Source organism: Nocardia sp. NPDC004573, assembly GCF_053602135.1.
This window is the reverse complement of the sequence record NZ_JBSGDA010000005.1, coordinates 38483-57774: the sequence shown is the minus strand read 5'-3', so window position 1 is coordinate 57774 and position 19292 is coordinate 38483. Positions and strand designations below refer to the sequence as shown.

The following is a 19292-nucleotide window of genomic DNA, read 5'->3' as shown; positions in this document are numbered from 1 at the left end:
ACCGCTCAGGCATTTGCGGATTCGAACTATCGCCAGCGCGCCCGGCGCCCGAACAGCGTCCGGCCCGCCTCGTGGGAGATCTCCAGCAGCACCCGCGCCAGCTTGTCGAAACTCATCGCCTCGGCCCGGCCGGACAGCGACAGCGCCGCGGGGGCCGTGCCACGACCACGCAAGGGCGCCGCGACACAGGCGATTGCGTCCATCGATTCCTCGCGGTCCACCGCCACGCCCTGGCGCAGCCGGATCTGGGCCAGCGCGCGGTGCAACGCGTCGGGCTCGGTGATGGTGTGCGCGGTCAGGCGCGGCAGCCGGGAATGGAACGCGGCTTCGGCGATGCTCGGTTCCAGGGCGGCCAGCATCGCCTTGCCCAGCGCCGTACAGTGCGCGGGCATGCGGCCCCCGAGGCGGGTCGGCAGCATGGCGGCCAAGCGGCCACCGGCCTTGTCCAGGTAGACGACCTCGCGCCCGTCGAGCACCGCGAGGTGGCCGACCATGCCGGTGCGCTGGCACAGCTCGTGCAACAGCGGGCTGACGGCGTCGCGGATCTCGTTGTGATCCGCGGTGAGACCGCCCAGTTCCAGGGTGCGCATGCCGAGCCGGTATCCGCCGGAGGTGTGGGCCAGCCAGCGCAGCCGGATCATCTGGTCGAGGATCCGATGGACCGTCGAGCGCGGCAGGCCGGTGCGCTCGACCAGGCCGAGCAGCGTCAGCGTCGGCGTGGCGGCGTCGAACGCGTCCAGGATCAGGGTCATCCGCTCGATCATCGAGACGGGGACGTCCGCGGAGCCGGATTCGACGCTTCCGGGCCGGGTGCGATGGGGAGCCCGGGCGGCTTCGGGCAGCAGGGTGACGGTCATCTGAACCTCCGTCGGTCACGTTCGGGCAGCTGGAGCAGGTATTACCTGCCCGGTCTTCTGTGTCTCCCATCACACTGGCGATTCCGCGACCCGGATGAATCGGGAGAACTACGTAGCTTCTACGGATCTGTATCCCGGTGGCCGGACTCCGGTCTTGACCTCCCTCGGGCGGCAGCTGCTGTCATAGCTGTCAGGTATATGCCTGATCGAAATAGGAGGCCCGATGGAACCGGTGCTCGAGATGCACGGATCACCGCTGGATGTGCGCGACTTCAAAGCCGTGCTGGGGCGCTTCTGCACCGGCGTCACGGTGATCACCGCGCACTCGGAAGACGGGCCGGTCGGATTCACCTGCCAGTCGTTCTCGGCGCTGTCGCTGGAGCCGCCCGCGGTCTGCTTCTGCCCGGCCCGCACCTCCACGTCGTGGCCGCGCATCCGGGCGGTGGGCCGGCTCTGTGTCAACATCCTGGCCCACGACCAGCAGGACATCTGCCGCCGCCTCGCGCGCAGCGGCACGGACAAGTTCGCCGGGGTCGACTGGGAGCCTTCGCCGAACGGCTCGCCGCGCCTGGTCGGAAGCATGGCGTGGCTGGACTGCGAGGTCGAGCAGGAGGTCGACGGCGGTGACCACACCATCGTCATCGCGCGCGTCACCGCCCTGTCGGAGCATCGGGAAGCCGCGCCGCTGCTGTTCTACCGCTCCGCGTTCGGGCGGTTCGATGGCGCGTGAGCGCCTCCCGGCCAGTGGGACTGCGCATTTCCGCCCCGCATGCCGAACCGAAATATCGAGGTGACAAACGTGCGCGAATTGTGGAGGAACCGATGACTACCGACACCGAGGTCCGAGTGATCGACGCGGGCGCTCCGCCCGCCCGGTACGCGCGCGGCTGGCACTGCCTCGGCCTCGCGCAGGACTTCCGGGACGGGAAACCGCACACGGTGGAGATCTTCGGCACCGAACTGGTGGTCTTCGCCGGTGCGGGCGGAGAGCTCCACGTGCTGGACGCCTACTGCAGGCATATGGGCGGGAACCTGGGCGACGGCCGGATCAAGGGCGACTCGCTAGCCTGCCCCTTCCACGACTGGCGCTGGGGCGGCAACGGCCGCTGCACCGGCATCCCGTACGGCCGCCGCGTTCCACCCCGGGCGCGGACCCGTTCGTGGCCGACCCTCGAGCAGAACAAGCAGCTGTTCGTATGGAATGACCCGGAGGGCAATCCGCCGCCGGAACAGGTGACGATCCCGCGCATCGAGGGGGCGTTCAGCGACGAGTGGACCGACTGGACCTGGAACACCATGACGATCGAGGGCGCGAACTGCCGCGAGGTCATCGACAACGTGGTGGACATGGCGCACTTCTTCTACGTGCATTTCGGTTTCCCGACCTACTTCAAGAACGTCTTCGAAGGTCACATCGCCAGTCAGTACATGACGTCGGTGTCGCGCGAGGACATGATGGGGGAGACCGCGAAGGCGCTGGGCGGCAAGAATGTCCTGCACTCCGACGCCTCGTACTACGGCCCCTCCTACATGATCGATCACCTGCGCAGCGAGAGCGCTGGACTGACGGTCGAGGGTGTGCTCATCAACTGTCACTATCCCGTGTCACCCACGAAATTCGTACTGCAGTACGGCGCAATCGTGAAGAAGCCGCACGGCGTGTCACCGGAGCAGGCCGAGGACATCGCGGCGAAGTTCGCCGGCGGCCTGGGCCGCGGCTTCGAACAGGACGCCGCGATCTGGCAGCGCAAGACCCGCATCGACAATCCGCTGTTGTGCGAGGAGGACGGACCCGTCTACCAGTTGCGCCGCTGGTATGAGCAGTTCTACACCGACGTGGCCGAGATCGACCCGAAGATGACCGACCGCTTCGAGTTCGAGGTCGACACCACCCGGGCGGTCACGGCCTGGGAGGCGGAGGTCGCCGAGAATCTCGCCGGGCAGCGCACCGCCGCCGGAGCCTGAGCGGATCGGCATGGAACGGATCACCTGCCGTACCTGCGACACCTGCGTGCTGGTCGAGAAGTACAGCCCGCAGCACACCAGCGTGCAGTGGACCACCGGCGCGGTGGCGGCGTGCGCCGAGTTCGCCGGGGCGGACAGCGCGCGGGTGCGGACCTGCGTCGCGCTGCGCGACAGCATCGATGCCGCCGTCGCGGGCGGAAGCCTCGGAATCGGCACGCGGGACGGGGACGTGCCGTGAGCGCGGCACACGCCCTGGACGACCGGAGAGGAGACACAACAGTGGATCGGGCGGCCGTGGCGCCGACGCAGGTTCCCGATGACCCCGACAGCCACCCGAGCGCGATCGTGCCCCTGCGCGTGGTGCAGGTGATCCGGGAGACCGACGATGCGGTTTCACTGGAACTGGATTCCGTCACGGAGCAATCGAATGCGATTGCCTACCGGCCCGGCCAGTTCCTCACACTGCGGATACCGAGTGAACTGACGGGCTCGGTCAGCCGGTGCTACTCCCTGTCGAGCGCGCCGCACGAGGAAGGGCCACTGAAGGTCACCGTCAAGCGGACGCCCGACGGCTACGGATCCAATTGGCTGTGCGACAACGCCGTCGCGGGAACGGTTCTCGACGCGCTGCCACCCGCCGGCGTCTTCACTCCCGCGTCGCTCGACGACGACGTGCTGTTGTTCGCGGCCGGCAGTGGAATCACCCCGGTGCTGTCGATCCTGAAATCGATACTGGCTGCCGGGGCCGGGCACTGCACGCTGATCTATGCCAACCGCGCCGAACGATCGGTGATCTTCGCGGCCGAACTCGCCGATCTCTCCGCCCGCTATCCCGGCCGCCTGGTCGTGGTGCATTGGCTGGAGAGCGTGCAAGGACTGCCGACCCGCGCCCAGCTCGCGGCGCTGGCCACACCGTGGTCCGAGCGCGAGGCGTTCGTCTGTGGCCCCGGTCCGTTCATGGACGCGGTATCCGCGGCGCTGATCGGATTGGGCGCCGAGCGCAAGCGGGTGCACGTCGAGAAATTCGTCTCGCTCGACGGCAACCCGTTCGAGAGCGCCGCACCCGAGGTGGCCGACTCCGCCGACAGCGCCGCCGTCGAAGTCGAACTCGACGGCGAGACGCGCGAACTGCCGTGGCCGCACCATCAGGTGCTGCTCGACGTCCTGCTGGCCAACGGGCTGGCAGCGCCCTACTCCTGCCGTGCGGGCGCCTGCAGCGCCTGCACCTGCCGGGTCGTCTCCGGACAGGTGCGGATGCGGCACAACGAAGTTCTCGACGAGGCCGATCTGGCCGAGGGATACGTGCTGGCCTGCCAGGCGGTCCCGGTCACCGACACGGTGCAAGTCACCTATTCCTGAGGAGTACGACGAATCAATGGCTGACATCGCCTCGCTCGGCTACGTCCGAGTCGCCATCGCCGACGTGGCGGCCTGGCGCGCCTTCGCCTTCGACGTTCTGGGCTTCGCGCAGGCCTCCGGACCGAATCCGGACAATCTCTATCTGCGGATGGACGAGCACGCCTACCGCTTCGAACTCGTTCCCGCCGAACAGGACCGGGTGCTCGCCGTCGGCTGGGAGGTGCGCGACTATCGCGCGCTCGCCCGGGTGCGCGAAACGCTGGAGCGGGCGGGTGTGGCTGTCACGCCACTGACCCAGGATCAGGTCGACGCACTGCGCGTGGAAGAAGCCTTCCGTTTCACCGATCCCGCCGGATTCACCGTCGAGGTCTTCCATGGCCCGGTCCTCGACCACAGCCCGGTCGTCACCGCGCACGGCGACCGTTTCGTCACCGGGGGACTCGGGTTGGGTCACGTCGTGCTGCCGGTGCCCGATCTCGAAGAGTCGAACCGGTTCTACTGTGAGGTGCTCGGATTCCTGCCGCGCGGCTCGTTCCGTGTGCCCACCCCACCCGAGGTGGGGCCGGTTCGGGTGCGATTCCTCGGCGTCAACCAGCGCCATCACAGCCTCGCGCTGATCCCCGGGACGCGTCCCGAGGGTCCGGGCCTGGTACACATTATGGTCGAGGTCGACCAGCTCGACTCCGTCGGCCGGGCGCTCGACCGCGTCATGCGCGCGGGCTACCCGCTGTCGTCGACGCTCGGCAGGCACACCAACGACAAGATGATCTCCTTCTACGTCCGCACACCCGGTGGCTGGGATCTGGAATACGGCACCGAGGGCATGCTGGTCGACGAATCCACTTACAGCGCCGAGGAGATCACCGCCGACAGCTACTGGGGCCACGAATGGTCGCGTGGCTGACTCGGCGAGTCTGCCCCGCGGCGGCGTCCTAGACTGTCGATTCGAGGAGGAAGGACGCTGATGAAGCGAAATCTCAATTGCCCCTGTGGAGAGAGGATCGTCGGAACCGACGAGGACGATCTCGTGGCCAAGACCCAAGCCCACCTGGCCGAGAACCACCCCGGGCACGAGTACTCGCGCGACGAAATCCTGTTCATCGCGTATTGAGGAAGAGGGCAGCGCCCGGGCTCACGGTCTCGGGCGCAGGCCTTCGATCATGTGGGTGGTGGTCTCGCCCACCAGTTCGTCGGCGGTCTCCGCGGCGATCACGCCAGAGCCGACGAAGGTGGCCAGACCTTGCAGCGCGGCGACCGCGGACAGTGCGATGCGCCGCGGATCGCCCGCGATCACTTCCCCCCGCTTCTGCGCTTCGGCGATGAGTGCGACCGGCGTCGCGAACGCCGCATCCACGGCCCGGGACATCGCGTCTCCGGCGGCGGGGCTGTGCCTGCGCGCGAACATCAAGGCGATGAGCTCCGAATTCTCGGTCGCGAAATGGAGATAGGTCCGGGCGAGAGCTCGGATGTGCCCGTCGGCCGAGCTCGCGGCCGCCGTCTGCTCCAAGGCGGCGGCGAGACGTTGGAATCCGGACACCGCGATGGCGTCCAGTAGCGCCTGCTTGTCCTTGAAATGCCGGGTCGGGGCGGCGTGACTGACTCCGACGTCACGCGCCAGTCCGCGCAGTGACAGGCCGTCGACGCCGGACTCGCGCAGCGTCGCCTCGGCGCGCTGGAGCAGCTCGGCACGCAGGTCGCCGTGGTGGTAAGACCGGCTTCGAGTGGTCGGCATGGTGTATGCAGGATAACAAGATGTAGGCGTTGCCTACTTTGTAGGCAGTGGCTACATTGACTCGCATGACGGTTCGGACCTTCACCGCCCCGATCGCAGTGCTGACGGTCTTCGCGGCGCTGCTGGGCACGATGTACCTGGGCTACGCGAGCAATACCGAGAAGAACCTGCACGACTTCCCGATCGCCCTGGTCAATCAAGACCTCGGCGACACGCTCGACGGCAAACCCGCCAATATCGGCGCCCAGGTCACCGAAGCGCTGGTCGCGGGTATGCCGGCGGAAAAGATCGACCTGCACGTCGTCGGCATCGCCGAGGCGCGTAAACAATTGCAGCAGGGCGAGGTCTACGGCGCGATCGTCATCCCATCCGACTTCACCAAACGGCTGGCGATCCTGGGCGCGGGCGCCGTGGTGCCCGGGGCGATCGAGCGCCCGGTGATCACGATCAACACCAACCCACGGATCGGTCCGTACACGACCGGCATCATGCAGCGCATCGCCGATCGTGCGCTGAACCAGGTGGACGAGACCGTCGGCAAGAATTTGACCGACCAGGTGAACGCCGCCCTCGCCGCGGGTCCGGGCGCACCGGTCGAGATCAGTGGCGCCGCCCGCCTGATGCTCGCCGACCCGGTGCAGATCGTCACCGCGCCGTATCGCCCGATGGACGATGGGGCGGGCCAAGGCATGGTCGCCTTCTTCTACACCTTGATCCTGCTGCTGGCGGGCTTCACCGGAGCCATGATCATCCACACGCTCGTCGACTCCGTTCTCGGGTTCACTCCCACCGAGTACGGCCCGTGGTTCGTCCACCCGCCCGCCACCGGGATCTCCCGGCTCCGCACCCTGCTGGTGAAGTGGGCGGTCATCGTCACCGCGGCGCCGATCCTGTCCGGGATGTTCCTCACCGTGGCCGCGATGTTGCGGGTCCCGCTGGACAGCCCACTGCTGCTGTGGCTCTACGGCACACTCGCCATCATCGCCGTGGGCGTGACCGCACTGGCCGTCCTGGCCACATTCGGGACCGCCGGACTGCTGGTCAACCTGATCCTGTTCGTCGTCCTCGGCCTGCCGTCCTCGGCCGCCACGGTCCCGCTGGAGGCGACGCCCGCCTATATCGCGAAACTGGCCGCCTTCGAACCGATGCACCAGATCTACCTGGCCGTGCGCGCCATCCTCTTCTTCGATGCCCGCGCCGAAGCCGGTTTCGGTCCCGGGCTGTGGATGACGTTGCTCGGTCTCGGCATCGGCTTGGTGCTCGGTGTCACGGCCACCTACGCCTACGATCGTCGCGGACTGCACCGCGCGACAGCGCCCGGCGGCAGTGCCCCGGTCGTGGGCGCCCCCGCCGTCGCCGGATGAGCGGGAACCGGGTGATCAGTCGTCGGCGGCGGCCAGGAGCGCGTCCAGTTGCTTCGGGTCGACGCCGAAGCCGGTGAGTCGGTCGAGCGGGATCCAGCCCTTCGCCGAAATGCGCAAGCGGGGGAGAGACGCAGTCCGGAGATCACGTAGTCGACTACTCGCGCCGACACCGCCGAGGCTGAGCAGACTGTTCGGTATGAGGCAGGGGACATCGAGCGCACCCGTCGCCGGGCCGTCTCGATGACGATCGGCGCCACGATCGAGAACTGACATGGTGCGCACGGGCCACATCTCGGACACAACGTGTTTCCAGCTCACGTTGGTCGAGGAATTCATCCTGCCCCACGGTGGCAGGCAGCTCGAACTTCCGCACATGGCGGAACGGGTGCTGACCTACCTCGCGCGTCCTGGTGCGCGGGCCGCACCGGCCCGAACGCGTCCGCAACTGGACCAACGCGTGGGCCGCCGTCGACCCGATCGCGATCGGATGCCCGCTGCGTGACACCTGGCAGGGGCAACTCGAAGAGTTCCCGGTGGACAACCCGAAAGACCGCCCACACAGCATCGCCGAATACCTGGCTCACCCGGCTGTCGCCAAGATCGTCCACGACGGTCTCGCGGCCGCCCCGGCCTGACCCTCCGCAGCCCGCGAACCCGGGCGTGATCGGGCACGATACTGCGACCCGCCCCCGGTAGTATCGGGCTTGGTGGTTCGCCTCGGTCGTCCCTAGCTCGGCCGGGCGGCGGCCACGGGAGTGGGAGATGAGCGCGCGCGACGGCCCCAGCCTGCGGCGGTTGCATCGCAGCACCCGGGTGCTGGTGATCGCCGCCACGGTGTTCGTCGTGTTGTTGCTGATCGTGCCCCGGCTGGTCAGGGCCTATATCGGCTGGCTGTGGTTCGGCGAAGTCGGATTCCGTGGTGTCTGGCTGACCGTGCTGCTCACGCGGCTGTCGCTGTTCCTCGTCATCGCAGTGGTTATCGGTGGCGTCCTCGTCACGGCGATGTGGCTGGCGTTCAGATTCCGCCCGCTGTTCGTTCCCGAGTCCGAGGAAGAAGACAGCCTCCGCCCGTATCGGACCGCGGTGGTCCGGCGGCCGCTGCGGTTCGGTCTCGGCGTCGCCGCCGCGCTGGGGCTCATCTGCGGCCTCGCCGCGCAGTCGAGCTGGATGACCATCCAACTGTTTCTGCACGGCGGGTCCTTCGGTGTGCCGGATCCGCAATTCGGGCATGATGTCGGTTTTTTCGTCTTCGACCTGCCCTTCTACCGATTCGTCGTCAATTGGCTGTTCATCGCTGTCGTCCTCGCCTTCGTCGCCGGAGTGGTGACGCACTATCTGCTCGGCGGGCTGCGGCTGTCCAGGAAAGCGGGTGGCCTGACCCGCGCGGCCCGCGTCCAGCTCGCGATCCTCGCCGGCGCGTTCATCCTCTTGAAGGCGATCGCTTACTGGCTCGACCGGTATTCGCTGCTGTCCAGCGGCAGCAAGGAACCCACCTTCGCGGGGCCCGGTTACACCGACATCAACGCGGTGCTTCCGGCTCGCCTGATTCTCTTCGCGATCGCCCTCATCTGCGCCGCGGCGGTCTTCGCCGCCGTCGTCGTGCGCGACTTGCGGATTCCGGCGATGGCCGCCGCTCTGCTGTTGTTGTCATCGATTCTGGTCGGCGCCGTCTGGCCGTTGGCCGTCGAGCAGTTCTCCGTCCGTCCGAACGCCGCCGACATGGAGCGCGTGTACATCGAACGCAATATCGCGGCCACCCGGCAGGCGTACGGGATCGGCGGCGATCGGGTCGAGTACCAGCCTTATTCCGGCGTTGGTAGCAAGCCGCCGTCCGAGGTCCCCGCGGACGTCACCACGCTCGCCGACGTCCGCCTGCTGGACCCGAACGTGCTCTCCCGGACGTTCACCCAGCAGCAACAGCTGAAGAACTTCTACAGCTTCCCACCGCATCTGGACCTGGACCGCTACCGCGTCGGTGGACAACTACGCGACTACGTGGTCGCGGCGCGCGAGCTGACCCCGAGCGCGCTGAGCGGCAACCAGCGCCATTGGGTCAATCGGCACACCGTCTACACGCATGGAAACGGATTCGTCGCCGCACCGGCCAACCGGGTGAACGCGGCGGTCCGCGAGGCCGCGGGCGACGCCGCCAGCAGCAACAGCGGATACCCGATCTACGCGGTCGGCGACATCGCGTCGCAAGCCTCCGGTCATCAGGTGATCCGAGTGGATCAGCCGCGCGTGTATTTCGGAGAAGTGATCGCCCACGCCAGTCCGGATTACGCCATCGTGGGCGGCGGCGCCGAGCCTCGGGAGTACGACACCGACACCACCAAATACACCTACACCGGCGCGGGCGGGGTGCCGATCGGGAATTGGCTCAACCGCCTCGCCTTCGCCGTGACATACACCGAACGCAACATCATCTTCTCGAAGGCCATCGGTCCAGACTCGAAGATCATCTTCAATCGCGATCCGCGCCATCGCGTCGAACTCGTCGCACCGTGGCTGACGACCGACAACAACCCCTACCCAGCCGTCGTGAACGGCCGCATCGTCTGGATCGTCGACGCCTACACCGCGATCGACGGCTATCCCTATGCCAAGCGCAGCTCGCTGGAAGCGCTCGAGCCGGGGGACGACAGCTCCCGCGGATCCCCCCGGGAGGTGTCCTACGTGCGTAATTCCGTCAAGGCCACCGTCGACGCCTACGACGGCACGGTCACGCTGTACCAGTTCGATCGGCAGGATCCCGTCCTGGCGGCGTGGATGAAGGTCTTCCCCGGCACGGTCGAACCCGAGGAATCGATCAGTCCGGAGCTGCGCGCCCACTTCCGGTACCCGGAGGACTTGTTCACGATCCAGCGGGAGATGCTCGCCAAGTACCACGTCGACGAACCGCGCGAGTTCTTCACCACCAACGCTTTCTGGTCGGTGCCCAGCGACCCCACCGTGGAGACCAATCCGCACCAACCGCCGTTCTACGTCCTGATCGGCGATCATGACAGCGCCGAACCGTCGTTCCGGCTGGCCAGTGCGATGGTCGGATACAACAGGGAATTCCTCTCCGCCTATGTCTCGGTCCGCTCCGACCCCGAGAACTACGGCAAGATCAGCGTGTTGCAGCTGCCCACCGACACGCTCACCCAGGGGCCGCAGCAGATCCAGAACTCGATGATCTCCGATACCAGGGTGGCCTCCGAGCGGACTCTGCTCGAGCGCTCGAACCGGATCCAGTACGGCAACCTGCTCACCCTGCCGATCGCCGACGGCGGCGTCCTCTACGCCGAGCCGCTTTTCACCGAGCGGATCTCGACCGCACCGAACGCCTCGACGTTCCCGCAGCTGGCGCGGGTGCTGGTCAGCTACCGCGAACCCGGCACGGGTGGCGTCCTCGTGGGCTACGCGCCGACCCTCGCCGAGGCACTGGACCAGGTCTTCGGTCCCGGCACCGGCCGGCTCGCCACACCACCCGGCGGCGGTCCGGGCGCGCCACTGCCGCCGGGTCAGCAGCCCGCGCCGCCGCAGGCAGCGCAACCGCCCGCGCAGGCGCCGCCGCCGGATCGCGCGAAGATCGCCGAACTCAACGCGCAGATCGATGAAATCCGGGCCGCCCTGGAACGTCTGCAGAAGCAGCTGAACGAACTCGAGCGCAACGGGCGCTGACGCCCGCGTCCGTGACCTGTCGACTGCGGCTCTACTCCGATTCTATTGCGGCCGAACCGCTTTCCGCGGCCGGGGCCGGCTTGGCTTCGGGCAGGTGGACGAGGATCAGGCCGACCCCTGCGATGAGGAAGTTCTGCAGCGCGGCCGACGACGCGTTCACGTCGTCGTTGGCCCACATGCGGAACCACTCGCCGCCGACGGTCAGGAACCCACCCGCGAACAGCATCACCGCCATCGTCCAGCCCAGGCTGGACAATTTCGCCGCCGCCTCGAGACCGGCGCGGATTCGGCGCGGCCGTCCGCTCAGCGCCCGCACCCACGTGGCTCCCGCGGCCAGCAGCACGAAGGCGATCAAGAACTCCCAGATCACCACCAGGATGTAGGCGACGAGCGCGACATTGCCGTTGGTGATCGCGCGCCAGTCCGTTCCCGAATGGTGGATGGTCGCCTTCATCGACAGCACCGCAGCCACCCCCTTGCGGTTGGTGTCGGTGTCCACGCAGTTGGTGAACGCGACGAACAGGTAGTAGAAGCCGGTGATGGTGGCCAGTGTCGCCACCGCCATCCGACGGCTGCCCACCACGTCGAGAACCTTTGCGCCGCTGCGCATCATCTGGCCTACCTCGGGTCGACTGGCATGGATGTCCGGACTTGAAGGCGTCGACGATCGTATAGGCCGCCGATCGTGGCCTCTCCCCACAGCGGGGGAGCCGGATCGCGCGAGCCGCCGGGCCCCGAAACAGGGCGACTGCGCCACCGGGAACGGTGACGCAGTCGCATACTGTGTGCTCGAACGTCTCAGCGGGCGGCCGGGGCGCGATCCCGCCGAGCGGTCCGTCTTACTGTGCGGTGGTCTGCCGCTTCGGCAACTTCCATCCCGGCCGCGGGAAGTGGCAGGTGTAGCCGTCCGGGTAGCGCAGCAGGTAGTCCTGATGCTCCGCCTCGGCCTCCCAGAACTCGCTCGCCGGGGTCACCTCGGTGACCACCTTGCCTGGCCACAGGCCCGAGGCATCCACGTCGGCGATGGTGTCCAGGGCGATCCGCTTCTGGTCGTCATCGAGATAGAAGATGGCCGAACGGTAACTGGTCCCGATGTCGTTGCCCTGGCGGTCCTTCGTCGTCGGATCGTGGATCTGGAAGAAGAACGCGAGCAGTTCCCGGTAGTCCGTTCGGGCCGGGTCGTAGACGATCTCCACGGCTTCCGCATGGCCCGGGTGGTTGCGATACGTGGGATGGTCGTTGCGCCCACCGGTGTAGCCGACGCGCGTCGACACCACCCCCGGCTGCTTGCGGATCAAGTCCTGCATGCCCCAGAAACATCCACCGGCCAGAATCGCCTTCCGCGTGTCGGTCACGCCTCCTCCTTCGCGAAGAGAGTCCTGTACTGCCCGTAGCCTTCCGCCTCGAGGTCGTCGAGGTGGATGAACCGCAGCGCTGTCGAATTGATGCAGTACCGCAAGCCGCCCGCCGCGCGGGGACCGTCGGTGAACACGTGTCCGAGGTGGCTGTCGCCGAACGCCGAACGCACCTCGGTCCGGACCATCAGGTGACTGAAGTCCCGCTTCTCCACCACGTTCCCGGCTTCGAGCGGTTTGGTGAAACTCGGCCATCCCGTGCCACTGTCGAACTTGTCGACCGAGGCGAACAACGGTTCACCGGAGACCACATCCACATAGATGCCCGGCTCGTGGTTGTCCCAGTACTCGCCCGTGAACGCCCGCTCGGTCCCGTTCTCCTGAGTGACGTGGTACTGCTCAGGGGACAAGGCGGCGACCGCCGCGGGATTCCGGTTGTACTCCCGTGCCACATGACCTCCTCATATCGGCCCCAGGTACAACCCGCGCGCCCGGCCGGAAAATCCCGGCGAGCCGGGCGTCACACGCCGCTGCGGCCGCCCGACGGCTTGCCGCTACGCCGTGCGGCTCACCGTGGCTTCTGCGGCTGCCGCAACAGCGCTTTCCGTTGCCTTTCTCCGCGGCGCCGTGAACACGGCGAGCACGCAGAAAGTCGCGACGACGAAGCAGGCGAGGGTGTACCAGAGATTGCCGATGGGGTCTCCTTCGCTGGTCACCCCGTTGACGGCGCCGAAGAAATCGGGCAACGCGGTCACCCAGAGGAAAGCCATCACGCACAGGTACACCACGCTGTAAACCCGGATGAAGTCGTTCCGATAGGGCACCGCGTCTGCCGCGTCGCGCCGTAGCCGCAGCCATCGGCCGCAGAGAACGACAACGGCGACGATGGTGACGACGATCAGTTCGGCGGCATAGAGAATGCCGCGCACTGTCGTGCTACCCATGCCGAACACCGTCGCCGGAATGGGCAGCACGGCGGTCCCCAGCGACGCGAGTATGCCGATGACGACCGTGCGCCCGACCAATTCCGGGCCGGAGAAGGTTCGTCCCCGGTCGACGTGGCGGCCCACGAGCAATTGGACGCAGAACGCGAGGGACATCGGCCACAGGGCGGCGAACACGACCACGCTCGGCAGCGGCACCGAGTCGAACATCGGCTGATTCATCGGGTTGTCGGTCGACCACTCCCACCAGCGCAACTGCGGACCGAGGTGGTCGAAGATCTCGTAGAACGCATGGTGGACGAAACCGACGCACGCGGATCCGACGAGAACGCCGTGCTGCCGGAAGACTCCCAGCATCCTGACGATCTCGAACGCCAGCGTGGCCATGAACGGATAGATCGCCACGATGTAGAGCGGTAATCGGCCCCAGAGGAATTCCACCGTGAACAAGTTGTGCGCGAACATCGTGTCGACGTGCGCGTCGATGCCGAACGCCGCGGGGAAGTACAGCGGGGGCTCGATGATGAACAGGTATGCGGTCGCGCCGAACCAGAGGACGAGAGCGGTGGGGTCGCCGTGGCGGCGAAATCGCCGGATCGCGTAGACGAGCGCGAGTATCGCGCCCAAGACGATGGTGAATTCGAGAACGGGCAGCGTCCAGTTCTCCAACGCGAACGGGTTTCGCACTTCGAACGGTCCGCCCGCCTCTTCACAGGAGAAACCGAGCGCGGTGGCGAGCTGCTCGAAGGTGGGTGCGCAATGTTCAGCCATCGGTCCGGCTCCTAGGGCGCGACCGCGTCGGCGGTGTACCAGTGTGAGACGTCGTAGCCGGCCTCATAGCGCTCGAACCACACGTCGGCCAGTGCGGGCAGCTTCTCGTGATCCGGGTTGTGCTTCGGCAGCTGGCTGCGGATGATGCCCGCCAGCGCGACGAGCTGCTCGCCGAGCGGGAGATGATCGAACGCGCGCAGCATCGGGCCGTTGTCCTCCGCATGGTGAAACGGCAACAACTTACGCAGCTTCTGCCCGCGCCGGTACGTCGCGAACATCGACAAGGCGTCGACCTTTCGTTCCTCCGAAGGAACATGCTTGTTGAAGCCTGCGCAGGCGATCCTGATGACCTTCATCACGTGTCGGAAGATCGACGGCGCCATCCGCATGCGGTACACGTCGCTTCCGACGACGGAATCGAAAATGATCAGCGCGGAACTGCGGTGTTCGACCTCTTCGACGAAGTGCCAGATGAACAACGACGCCACACGGTCGTCCCCCGGCCGGAACAGGGTCGAGTCGTTGTCCAGCATCAGTTTGAACACCGGGGTGAAGGTCGCCTCCAGATCGGCGGTATAAGCGAGCCGATATTTCACCGGAGTGTTCACGGTGAGGCGGTCGAATTCCCCGATCACTTCGTTGAGCGTCTCTTGCAGCCCCGGATAGCGCCTGATCAGAGCGTTGGCGTGCTGACGGTGGGCGGTGGAGTGCTGCCCCTCTTGGCGCACGAACGCATCGGCCTCCTCGGCGACCTCCGGATCGGTGATCAGCGGCATGGCCTCGCGGATCATGTTGACGATCATCTTCTCGAAGCCGATCGCCAGGAAGGACACCGCGTTGGCCATCGACGAGAAGGCCGGATTCTCTTCGTTCCACAAGAAGGGCACGTCGTAGTCCGCGAATGCGAAGCGCATCTTCCGGACTTGCAGATCGGTCACGTGGCTATACCTCGACTTTCGGAAATGAACGGTCCGGCGGCACCACCCGGATGCGCCGAGCCGCGGTGGCGTTGATCATACATACAACTGTCCACGTGTATGATCAGAATCGAGGAATCGGCCCCGGTGCGATAGCCCTGTGATACGGTCGAGCCCTTGATCCGGATGGTCGGCAGGCTTCCATCCAGGGGGTTCGCAAGCGACGGGCTTCGAGTCGAGGAAGCGGGCAGTGGCAGGAAGGCGCGGGTGGGGCGGGAGTCCGCCGAAGAACGACGAGGAAGCTGCTCGCCGCATCGTCGACGCCGCTGTCGAGCTGATCGGGCAGACGGGTTCGGAGATCAGCATCGCGGATGTCGCCGAGTCGCTGGGAGTCATCCGTCAGACGGTCTACCGCTACTTTCCCAGTGCGGACGCGCTGATGACGGCCGCGGCGATGGCGTCGGTCGACGGTTTCCTCGATCGGCTGACCCGGCATGTCAGCGGTATCGAGGACGCCGTGGAGGCGATGACCGAAGGCGTGGTGTACACCTTGGCCGAGGTGCGCCGGACACCGCATCTGGGCATCTTGCTGTCGAGCACGTACTCGAACGTGCACCCGGAGAGCCTGACCTCCGAGGAGGCGCAAGCTTTCGGGATGACGATGATCAAACGCTTCGACGTCGATTGGGCGCGCTACGGGTACGACGACGAGTCGCTGCACGAACTCGTCGAGTACGTTCTGCGCACGATGCAGTCGTTCTTCATTTCCCCGGGCAATCCGCCGCGCGAGGAAGACGACCTGCGTCGCTATCTCCGACGGTGGATGGGGGCCGCGATCGTCGCCCAGCTGAAGCCTTCGGCGAGCGTGTAGCCGAAGGGCTGGTCGCAGCGTATCGCCGCGTCTACCTGGTGCACCACGGATCAGGCGTCTCGCGGCGGGCTCTTCCGGCGTGTGGCGGTCAGTTCCGGCCGTCGAGGCGGACGTCGACGAAGACGCGACCGCGTTCGTCACGCCGCGCTACCGCATGTCCTGGCCTGTCCACGCCGTCCAGATGCAGCGTGATGGGTCCACCCTCGTCCAGGAAGTTGCGCCACCAAGTCTTCTTGTCCGGCAGGGCGACTCCGATGACGAGTTCGTCGCCTTTGCGCCGATAGTTGACCGGTGTGCTGAACGTTCGCCCGGACCGACGCCCCACATAAGTGATCACCACGAATCCCTTGCCGAGCAGCCGCCCGAGCACCGGAGCGCCGAGCAAGGCGGACACTCCGGCGTTCACCGCGTGTACAGCGCGTCCCGCCACCGTCTTCGATCCCACGACTTCCTCCCGGACATCCAGCGAACACCGCCACCTTAATCGCTACCGCGAAGACGGGTTCGATCGAGCAGCGCGCACACCGGAATTCCGTTTTGCGACGCCTTGGTTCCGGTTGGAGGCAGGAATCGCCGATTGGTCGCTCCGTCCGGTGAGCCCCGCTCGATACTCGAGCACGGCCGTCGTCACGACGGCCGGAGGGCGAACGCGCAGAAGGGAAACCACCGATGACAACCAGCTTGCCCGCATTCCCCGCGGCGAACGAAGATCTGCTGGCCACCTGTATCCGGCTCCGGGAGATCGCGCCGGTGGTCGAGGTGGAGTTTCCCGGAGGCGTACCCGCCTATCTCGCACTGACGCACGAGGCGGTGCGCGAGATCCTCGCCGGGGACAACAAGACATTCGCGCGGGATCCGAAGCATTGGCCCGCCCTGCACGACGGTTCGATTCCGGAGGACTGGCCGCTGCGCGCCGTCGTGCAAGGCGACCATCTGTCCACCAAGGACGGCGACGACCACCGGCGGCTGCGCGGCCTGATCAGCAAGGCGTTCACGCCGGGACGGGTGCAGGCGATGGAGCCGCGCGTGCAAAAGATCATCGACAAGCTGCTGGACGAGGTGGTAGCCGCCGGTGACGGCGTCGATCTGGTCCCCACCTTCACCGAGGCGCTGCCCATGGCGGTGATCTGCGAGCTGTTCGGCGTGCCGGAGCACGAGCGTGATCGGCTGCGGCGCTGGACCGCGACCCTGCTCGCGCACACCACGCCGCCGGAAGAGGCGTTCGCGACCCAGAACTCGCTGATGACCTACCTGTACGAACTGGCGGACCGGAAGCAGGCGGAGCCCGGCGACGACCTCACCACGGGTCTGGTGCAAGCACGCGACCAGGACGACAAGCTCACGGCCGACGAACTGGTCGCCGTCCTGTGGATCATGCTCGTGGCCGGCCACGAGACCACAGTCCACATGCTCGGACACGCGATCCTCGCGCTGGCGCAACACCCCGATCAGCTCGCCCTGGCCAAGGCCGAGGACCGCTGGGCCGATGTGGTGGAAGAGACTGTGCGCTACCGCCATTCGGTGATGATGACCAGCTGGCGGTTCACCCTGACGGAAGTCACCGTGGCCGGTGTGACCATCCCCAAGGGGCAGGCGGTGGGCGTCGCCTTCCAAGCCTGCGGGATCGATCCGACAGAATACGGGGAGACCGCGAACGAGTTCGACATCACCCGGCGCCAGCGGGGCGGACATCTCGGGTTCGGCCATGGCCCCCGCTACTGCATCGGCGCGGGCCTGGCGCGTCTCGAGGGCAGGCTCGCGCTCGCATCGCTCTATCGGCGGCTGCCGGACCTCGAACTCGCCATCGACCCCGCCGAGATCCCGTACTCGCCATCCTTCTTCACGGTCGGCCCGCTCTCGGTGCCGATCAAACTGGGTGCCGAGAAGAAGTGATTCCTGCTGGCGGCGATCGGGTCCCGGGTGCACGAACCCTGAACGGTCCCGGTCGCCGCGTCGGCCGCACACGCCCGGCAGCGCATCCGCGAGTGGCGATCGTCTCGGTCACCGCGCCGCTTCCGGCGTGGACGATGTGGTGTCGTACTTCTCCCGGTTGGCGAGCACCGCGTCCATATGGGTCTCCGCCCAGATCTTGACGCCGCGCATGATCTCGTGGAGCGAGAGCCCGAGGTCGGTCAGCTCGTAGGTGACCGTGACGGGGACGGTCGGTGTGACCGTACGGGTCAGCAGTCCGTCGCGCTCGAGGGAGCGCAGAGTCTGGGTGAGCATCTTCTGACTGACCCCGGCCAGTCGCTGTGACAGCTCGGAATAACGCAGCGCTCGCGGCTCGCCGGCGCATTCCGCTCCGTCGTGCGGACCGTCGCTGCCCAGCGCGGCCAGCACCAGCGCCACCCATTTGCCGGAGATGCGGTCGAGTAACTGACGGCTGGGGCACTGCGCGAAGAACGCGTCGTAGTCCAGCTTTTCCTGCGCCCGTCGCTGGGCTGCCGTCCTGGTCGGCATCGGCCGCTCCTTCGTACCGCGCGGTGGCATACGCACTTCGAAGTGCGTACTTCCTGTTGGAGAGTTACTCGCCCATTGTGGGGTAGCGGTACCGACAACTCCACAGGAGGCAGCACATGTCCACCACATTTCGCGCCGCGGTCGTCCGGACGCCGGGCGGCCCGGACGCCATCGAGATCATCGACGTACCGGTCATCGGCCCCGGTCCGGGCCAGGTCCGGGTCGCGATAGCCGGGGCCACGGTCAATCCCGTCGATTTGGCGATCGCCGCCGGGGTGTTCCACGAACTCGGATTGATCGACCAGCCCGACCACACGGGTCTGGGCTCGGACTTCGCGGGCACCGTCACCGCGGCCGGTCCGGATGTCGACCTGCCGGTGGGCAGCCGCGTCGCGGGCCTGCTCGGCGGATTCGACCGCGACTTCGGCACCTACGCCGAACAATTGATCGTCTCGGCGAGCGACATCGTCGCGGTGCCCGACGGGCTCGACCTGATCGCGGCGGCCACGGTGCCGCTGAACGGCTTGGCCGCGGCACAGACGGTCGACCTGCTCGGCGACGGCGGCGGCCGGAGCCTGCTGGTGACCGGGGCGGCGGGCGCGGTCGGCGGCTACGTCGTCTCGCTCGCCCAGGATCGCGGCTGGCGGGTCACCGGGCTGGCACGCGCTGAGGACGAGGAGTTCGTGCGCGGTCTCGGCGCCGACTTCACCACAACGGCCGTGCCCGGCTGGGACGCCGTCGCCGACGGTGCGGCGCTCCAAGAGGAGGGGCTCGCCCTTGTCCGCGACGGCGGCCTGTTCGTCGGCGTGCGGCCGGGTATGGCGCCGGCCGAGCAACGCGATATCACCGTGCGTACCGTGGAGACGCGGTTCGACGCCGCCCGGCTCGCGCAGCTGCTCCACGACACCGCGACCGGCCGCCTTCCGGTGCGTGTGCACGCTGCGGTACCGCTCCAGCAAGCCACCGCGGCGCACCGCGCGGTCGCGAAGGGCGGTGTGCGCGGGAAGTACGTGCTACGGCCCTGAAGTCCG

General features: G+C 67.1%; 21 protein-coding genes. 12 read left to right on the top strand and 9 right to left on the bottom strand.

Going from position 1 to position 19292, the window contains the following annotated elements:
• Positions 1 to 26: 26 nt before the first annotated feature.
• Positions 27 to 857: an IclR family transcriptional regulator gene (locus ACWEKR_RS10000; protein ID WP_452354174.1), complete on the bottom strand. Its 831-nt coding sequence runs from the start codon at positions 855 to 857 to the stop codon at positions 27 to 29.
• Positions 858 to 1080: 223 nt separating this feature from the next.
• On the opposite strand from ACWEKR_RS10000, the gene ACWEKR_RS09995 reads away from it, so the two are divergent.
• The 6 genes from ACWEKR_RS09995 (at position 1081) to ACWEKR_RS09970 (ending at position 5292) form a co-directional block, all read left to right on the top strand.
• Positions 1081 to 1587 carry a flavin reductase family protein gene (locus tag ACWEKR_RS09995; protein ID WP_452354173.1) on the top strand — a complete coding sequence of 169 codons (507 nt, stop codon included), beginning with the start codon at positions 1081 to 1083 and terminating at the stop codon, positions 1585 to 1587.
• A 92-nt stretch (positions 1588 to 1679) separates the two neighbouring features.
• Positions 1680 to 2822 (top strand): Rieske 2Fe-2S domain-containing protein, encoded by a 1143-nt coding sequence (locus ACWEKR_RS09990; protein ID WP_452354172.1) that lies wholly within the window; start codon positions 1680 to 1682, stop codon positions 2820 to 2822.
• A gap of 10 nt (positions 2823 to 2832) precedes the next feature.
• A complete protein-coding gene (locus ACWEKR_RS09985; RefSeq protein WP_195085244.1) occupies positions 2833 to 3060 on the top strand; it encodes a hypothetical protein in 228 nt (75 codons plus the stop codon).
• 56 nt (positions 3061 to 3116) lie between these two features.
• Entirely contained in the window at positions 3117 to 4181 is a 1065-nt protein-coding gene (locus ACWEKR_RS09980) for a 2Fe-2S iron-sulfur cluster-binding protein (protein WP_452354406.1), read from the top strand.
• 16 nt (positions 4182 to 4197) lie between these two features.
• On the top strand, positions 4198 to 5085 hold the full coding sequence (locus tag ACWEKR_RS09975; RefSeq protein WP_452354171.1) for a VOC family protein: 888 nt from the start codon (positions 4198 to 4200) through the stop codon (positions 5083 to 5085).
• 60 nt (positions 5086 to 5145) lie between these two features.
• Positions 5146 to 5292, top strand: coding sequence for a DUF1059 domain-containing protein (locus ACWEKR_RS09970; protein WP_159840470.1), 147 nt, complete (start codon positions 5146 to 5148; stop codon positions 5290 to 5292).
• A 21-nt stretch (positions 5293 to 5313) separates the two neighbouring features.
• Here ACWEKR_RS09970 and ACWEKR_RS09965 read toward each other — a convergent pair whose 3' ends face one another.
• A complete protein-coding gene (locus tag ACWEKR_RS09965; protein ID WP_452354170.1) occupies positions 5314 to 5913 on the bottom strand; it encodes a TetR/AcrR family transcriptional regulator in 600 nt (199 codons plus the stop codon).
• 65 nt (positions 5914 to 5978) lie between these two features.
• Between ACWEKR_RS09965 and ACWEKR_RS09960 the strand changes: the two genes are divergently transcribed.
• The 3 genes from ACWEKR_RS09960 to ACWEKR_RS09950 all read left to right on the top strand — a co-directional run bounded on the left by ACWEKR_RS09960 (position 5979) and on the right by ACWEKR_RS09950 (position 10943).
• Positions 5979 to 7277, top strand: a complete 1299-nt coding sequence (locus ACWEKR_RS09960; protein ID WP_452354169.1) for a DUF3533 domain-containing protein — start codon at positions 5979 to 5981, stop codon at positions 7275 to 7277.
• Between the two features lie 410 nt (positions 7278 to 7687).
• Positions 7688 to 7912, top strand: coding sequence for a hypothetical protein (locus ACWEKR_RS09955; RefSeq protein ID WP_452354168.1), 225 nt, complete (start codon positions 7688 to 7690; stop codon positions 7910 to 7912).
• 127 nt (positions 7913 to 8039) lie between these two features.
• Positions 8040 to 10943: a UPF0182 family protein gene (locus tag ACWEKR_RS09950; RefSeq protein ID WP_452354167.1), complete on the top strand. Its 2904-nt coding sequence runs from the start codon at positions 8040 to 8042 to the stop codon at positions 10941 to 10943.
• A 31-nt stretch (positions 10944 to 10974) separates the two neighbouring features.
• Here the strand turns inward: ACWEKR_RS09950 and ACWEKR_RS09945 are convergent, their stop codons facing one another.
• From ACWEKR_RS09945 to ACWEKR_RS09925, 5 genes are all read right to left on the bottom strand, one after another.
• The gene (locus tag ACWEKR_RS09945; protein ID WP_452354166.1) at positions 10975 to 11556 is read right to left on the bottom strand and encodes a DUF2165 domain-containing protein; all 582 of its coding nucleotides are present in this window, start codon (positions 11554 to 11556) and stop codon (positions 10975 to 10977) included.
• Positions 11557 to 11782: 226 nt separating this feature from the next.
• Positions 11783 to 12298: a peptide-methionine (S)-S-oxide reductase MsrA gene (msrA, locus tag ACWEKR_RS09940; RefSeq protein WP_452354165.1), complete on the bottom strand. Its 516-nt coding sequence runs from the start codon at positions 12296 to 12298 to the stop codon at positions 11783 to 11785.
• Complete coding sequence (gene msrB / locus ACWEKR_RS09935; protein ID WP_281880056.1) at positions 12295 to 12750, bottom strand: peptide-methionine (R)-S-oxide reductase MsrB; 456 nt, start codon at positions 12748 to 12750, stop codon at positions 12295 to 12297. The genes msrA and msrB overlap by 4 nt, the downstream gene beginning before the upstream one ends.
• Positions 12751 to 12852: 102 nt before the next feature.
• Positions 12853 to 14013, bottom strand: a complete 1161-nt coding sequence (locus tag ACWEKR_RS09930; protein ID WP_452354164.1) for a DUF7802 domain-containing protein — start codon at positions 14011 to 14013, stop codon at positions 12853 to 12855.
• An 11-nt stretch (positions 14014 to 14024) separates the two neighbouring features.
• A complete protein-coding gene (locus ACWEKR_RS09925; RefSeq protein ID WP_452354163.1) occupies positions 14025 to 14951 on the bottom strand; it encodes a metal-dependent hydrolase in 927 nt (308 codons plus the stop codon).
• A 229-nt stretch (positions 14952 to 15180) separates the two neighbouring features.
• On the opposite strand from ACWEKR_RS09925, the gene ACWEKR_RS09920 reads away from it, so the two are divergent.
• Entirely contained in the window at positions 15181 to 15801 is a 621-nt protein-coding gene (locus ACWEKR_RS09920) for a TetR/AcrR family transcriptional regulator (RefSeq protein WP_452354162.1), read from the top strand.
• A gap of 88 nt (positions 15802 to 15889) precedes the next feature.
• Here the strand turns inward: ACWEKR_RS09920 and ACWEKR_RS09915 are convergent, their stop codons facing one another.
• Positions 15890 to 16246 (bottom strand): nitroreductase/quinone reductase family protein, encoded by a 357-nt coding sequence (locus ACWEKR_RS09915; RefSeq protein ID WP_452354161.1) that lies wholly within the window; start codon positions 16244 to 16246, stop codon positions 15890 to 15892.
• Positions 16247 to 16470: 224 nt separating this feature from the next.
• On the opposite strand from ACWEKR_RS09915, the gene ACWEKR_RS09910 reads away from it, so the two are divergent.
• On the top strand, positions 16471 to 17694 hold the full coding sequence (locus tag ACWEKR_RS09910; RefSeq protein WP_452354160.1) for a cytochrome P450 family protein: 1224 nt from the start codon (positions 16471 to 16473) through the stop codon (positions 17692 to 17694).
• A gap of 108 nt (positions 17695 to 17802) precedes the next feature.
• Here the strand turns inward: ACWEKR_RS09910 and ACWEKR_RS09905 are convergent, their stop codons facing one another.
• On the bottom strand, positions 17803 to 18261 hold the full coding sequence (locus ACWEKR_RS09905; RefSeq protein ID WP_452354159.1) for a winged helix-turn-helix transcriptional regulator: 459 nt from the start codon (positions 18259 to 18261) through the stop codon (positions 17803 to 17805).
• A 116-nt stretch (positions 18262 to 18377) separates the two neighbouring features.
• Here ACWEKR_RS09905 and ACWEKR_RS09900 point away from each other — a divergent pair, with 116 nt between their 5' ends.
• Positions 18378 to 19286: an NADP-dependent oxidoreductase gene (locus tag ACWEKR_RS09900; RefSeq protein ID WP_452354158.1), complete on the top strand. Its 909-nt coding sequence runs from the start codon at positions 18378 to 18380 to the stop codon at positions 19284 to 19286.
• Positions 19287 to 19292 lie beyond the last annotated feature (6 nt).

What these genes read in the sequence shown, in the direction of transcription:
- ACWEKR_RS10000 (WP_452354174.1), bottom strand. Translation starts at nt 857, where the DNA reads ATGACCGTCACCCTGCTGCCCGAAGCCGCCCGGGCTCCCCATCGCACC.
- ACWEKR_RS09995 (WP_452354173.1), top strand. Translation starts at nt 1,081, where the DNA reads ATGGAACCGGTGCTCGAGATGCACGGATCACCGCTGGATGTGCGCGAC.
- ACWEKR_RS09990 (WP_452354172.1), top strand. Translation starts at nt 1,680, where the DNA reads ATGACTACCGACACCGAGGTCCGAGTGATCGACGCGGGCGCTCCGCCC.
- ACWEKR_RS09985 (WP_195085244.1), top strand. Translation starts at nt 2,833, where the DNA reads ATGGAACGGATCACCTGCCGTACCTGCGACACCTGCGTGCTGGTCGAG.
- ACWEKR_RS09975 (WP_452354171.1), top strand. Translation starts at nt 4,198, where the DNA reads ATGGCTGACATCGCCTCGCTCGGCTACGTCCGAGTCGCCATCGCCGAC.
- ACWEKR_RS09970 (WP_159840470.1), top strand. Translation starts at nt 5,146, where the DNA reads ATGAAGCGAAATCTCAATTGCCCCTGTGGAGAGAGGATCGTCGGAACC.
- ACWEKR_RS09965 (WP_452354170.1), bottom strand. Translation starts at nt 5,913, where the DNA reads ATGCCGACCACTCGAAGCCGGTCTTACCACCACGGCGACCTGCGTGCC.
- ACWEKR_RS09960 (WP_452354169.1), top strand. Translation starts at nt 5,979, where the DNA reads ATGACGGTTCGGACCTTCACCGCCCCGATCGCAGTGCTGACGGTCTTC.
- ACWEKR_RS09950 (WP_452354167.1), top strand. Translation starts at nt 8,040, where the DNA reads ATGAGCGCGCGCGACGGCCCCAGCCTGCGGCGGTTGCATCGCAGCACC.
- ACWEKR_RS09945 (WP_452354166.1), bottom strand. Translation starts at nt 11,556, where the DNA reads ATGATGCGCAGCGGCGCAAAGGTTCTCGACGTGGTGGGCAGCCGTCGG.
- ACWEKR_RS09930 (WP_452354164.1), bottom strand. Translation starts at nt 14,013, where the DNA reads ATGGCTGAACATTGCGCACCCACCTTCGAGCAGCTCGCCACCGCGCTC.
- ACWEKR_RS09910 (WP_452354160.1), top strand. Translation starts at nt 16,471, where the DNA reads ATGACAACCAGCTTGCCCGCATTCCCCGCGGCGAACGAAGATCTGCTG.
- ACWEKR_RS09905 (WP_452354159.1), bottom strand. Translation starts at nt 18,261, where the DNA reads ATGCCGACCAGGACGGCAGCCCAGCGACGGGCGCAGGAAAAGCTGGAC.
- ACWEKR_RS09900 (WP_452354158.1), top strand. Translation starts at nt 18,378, where the DNA reads ATGTCCACCACATTTCGCGCCGCGGTCGTCCGGACGCCGGGCGGCCCG.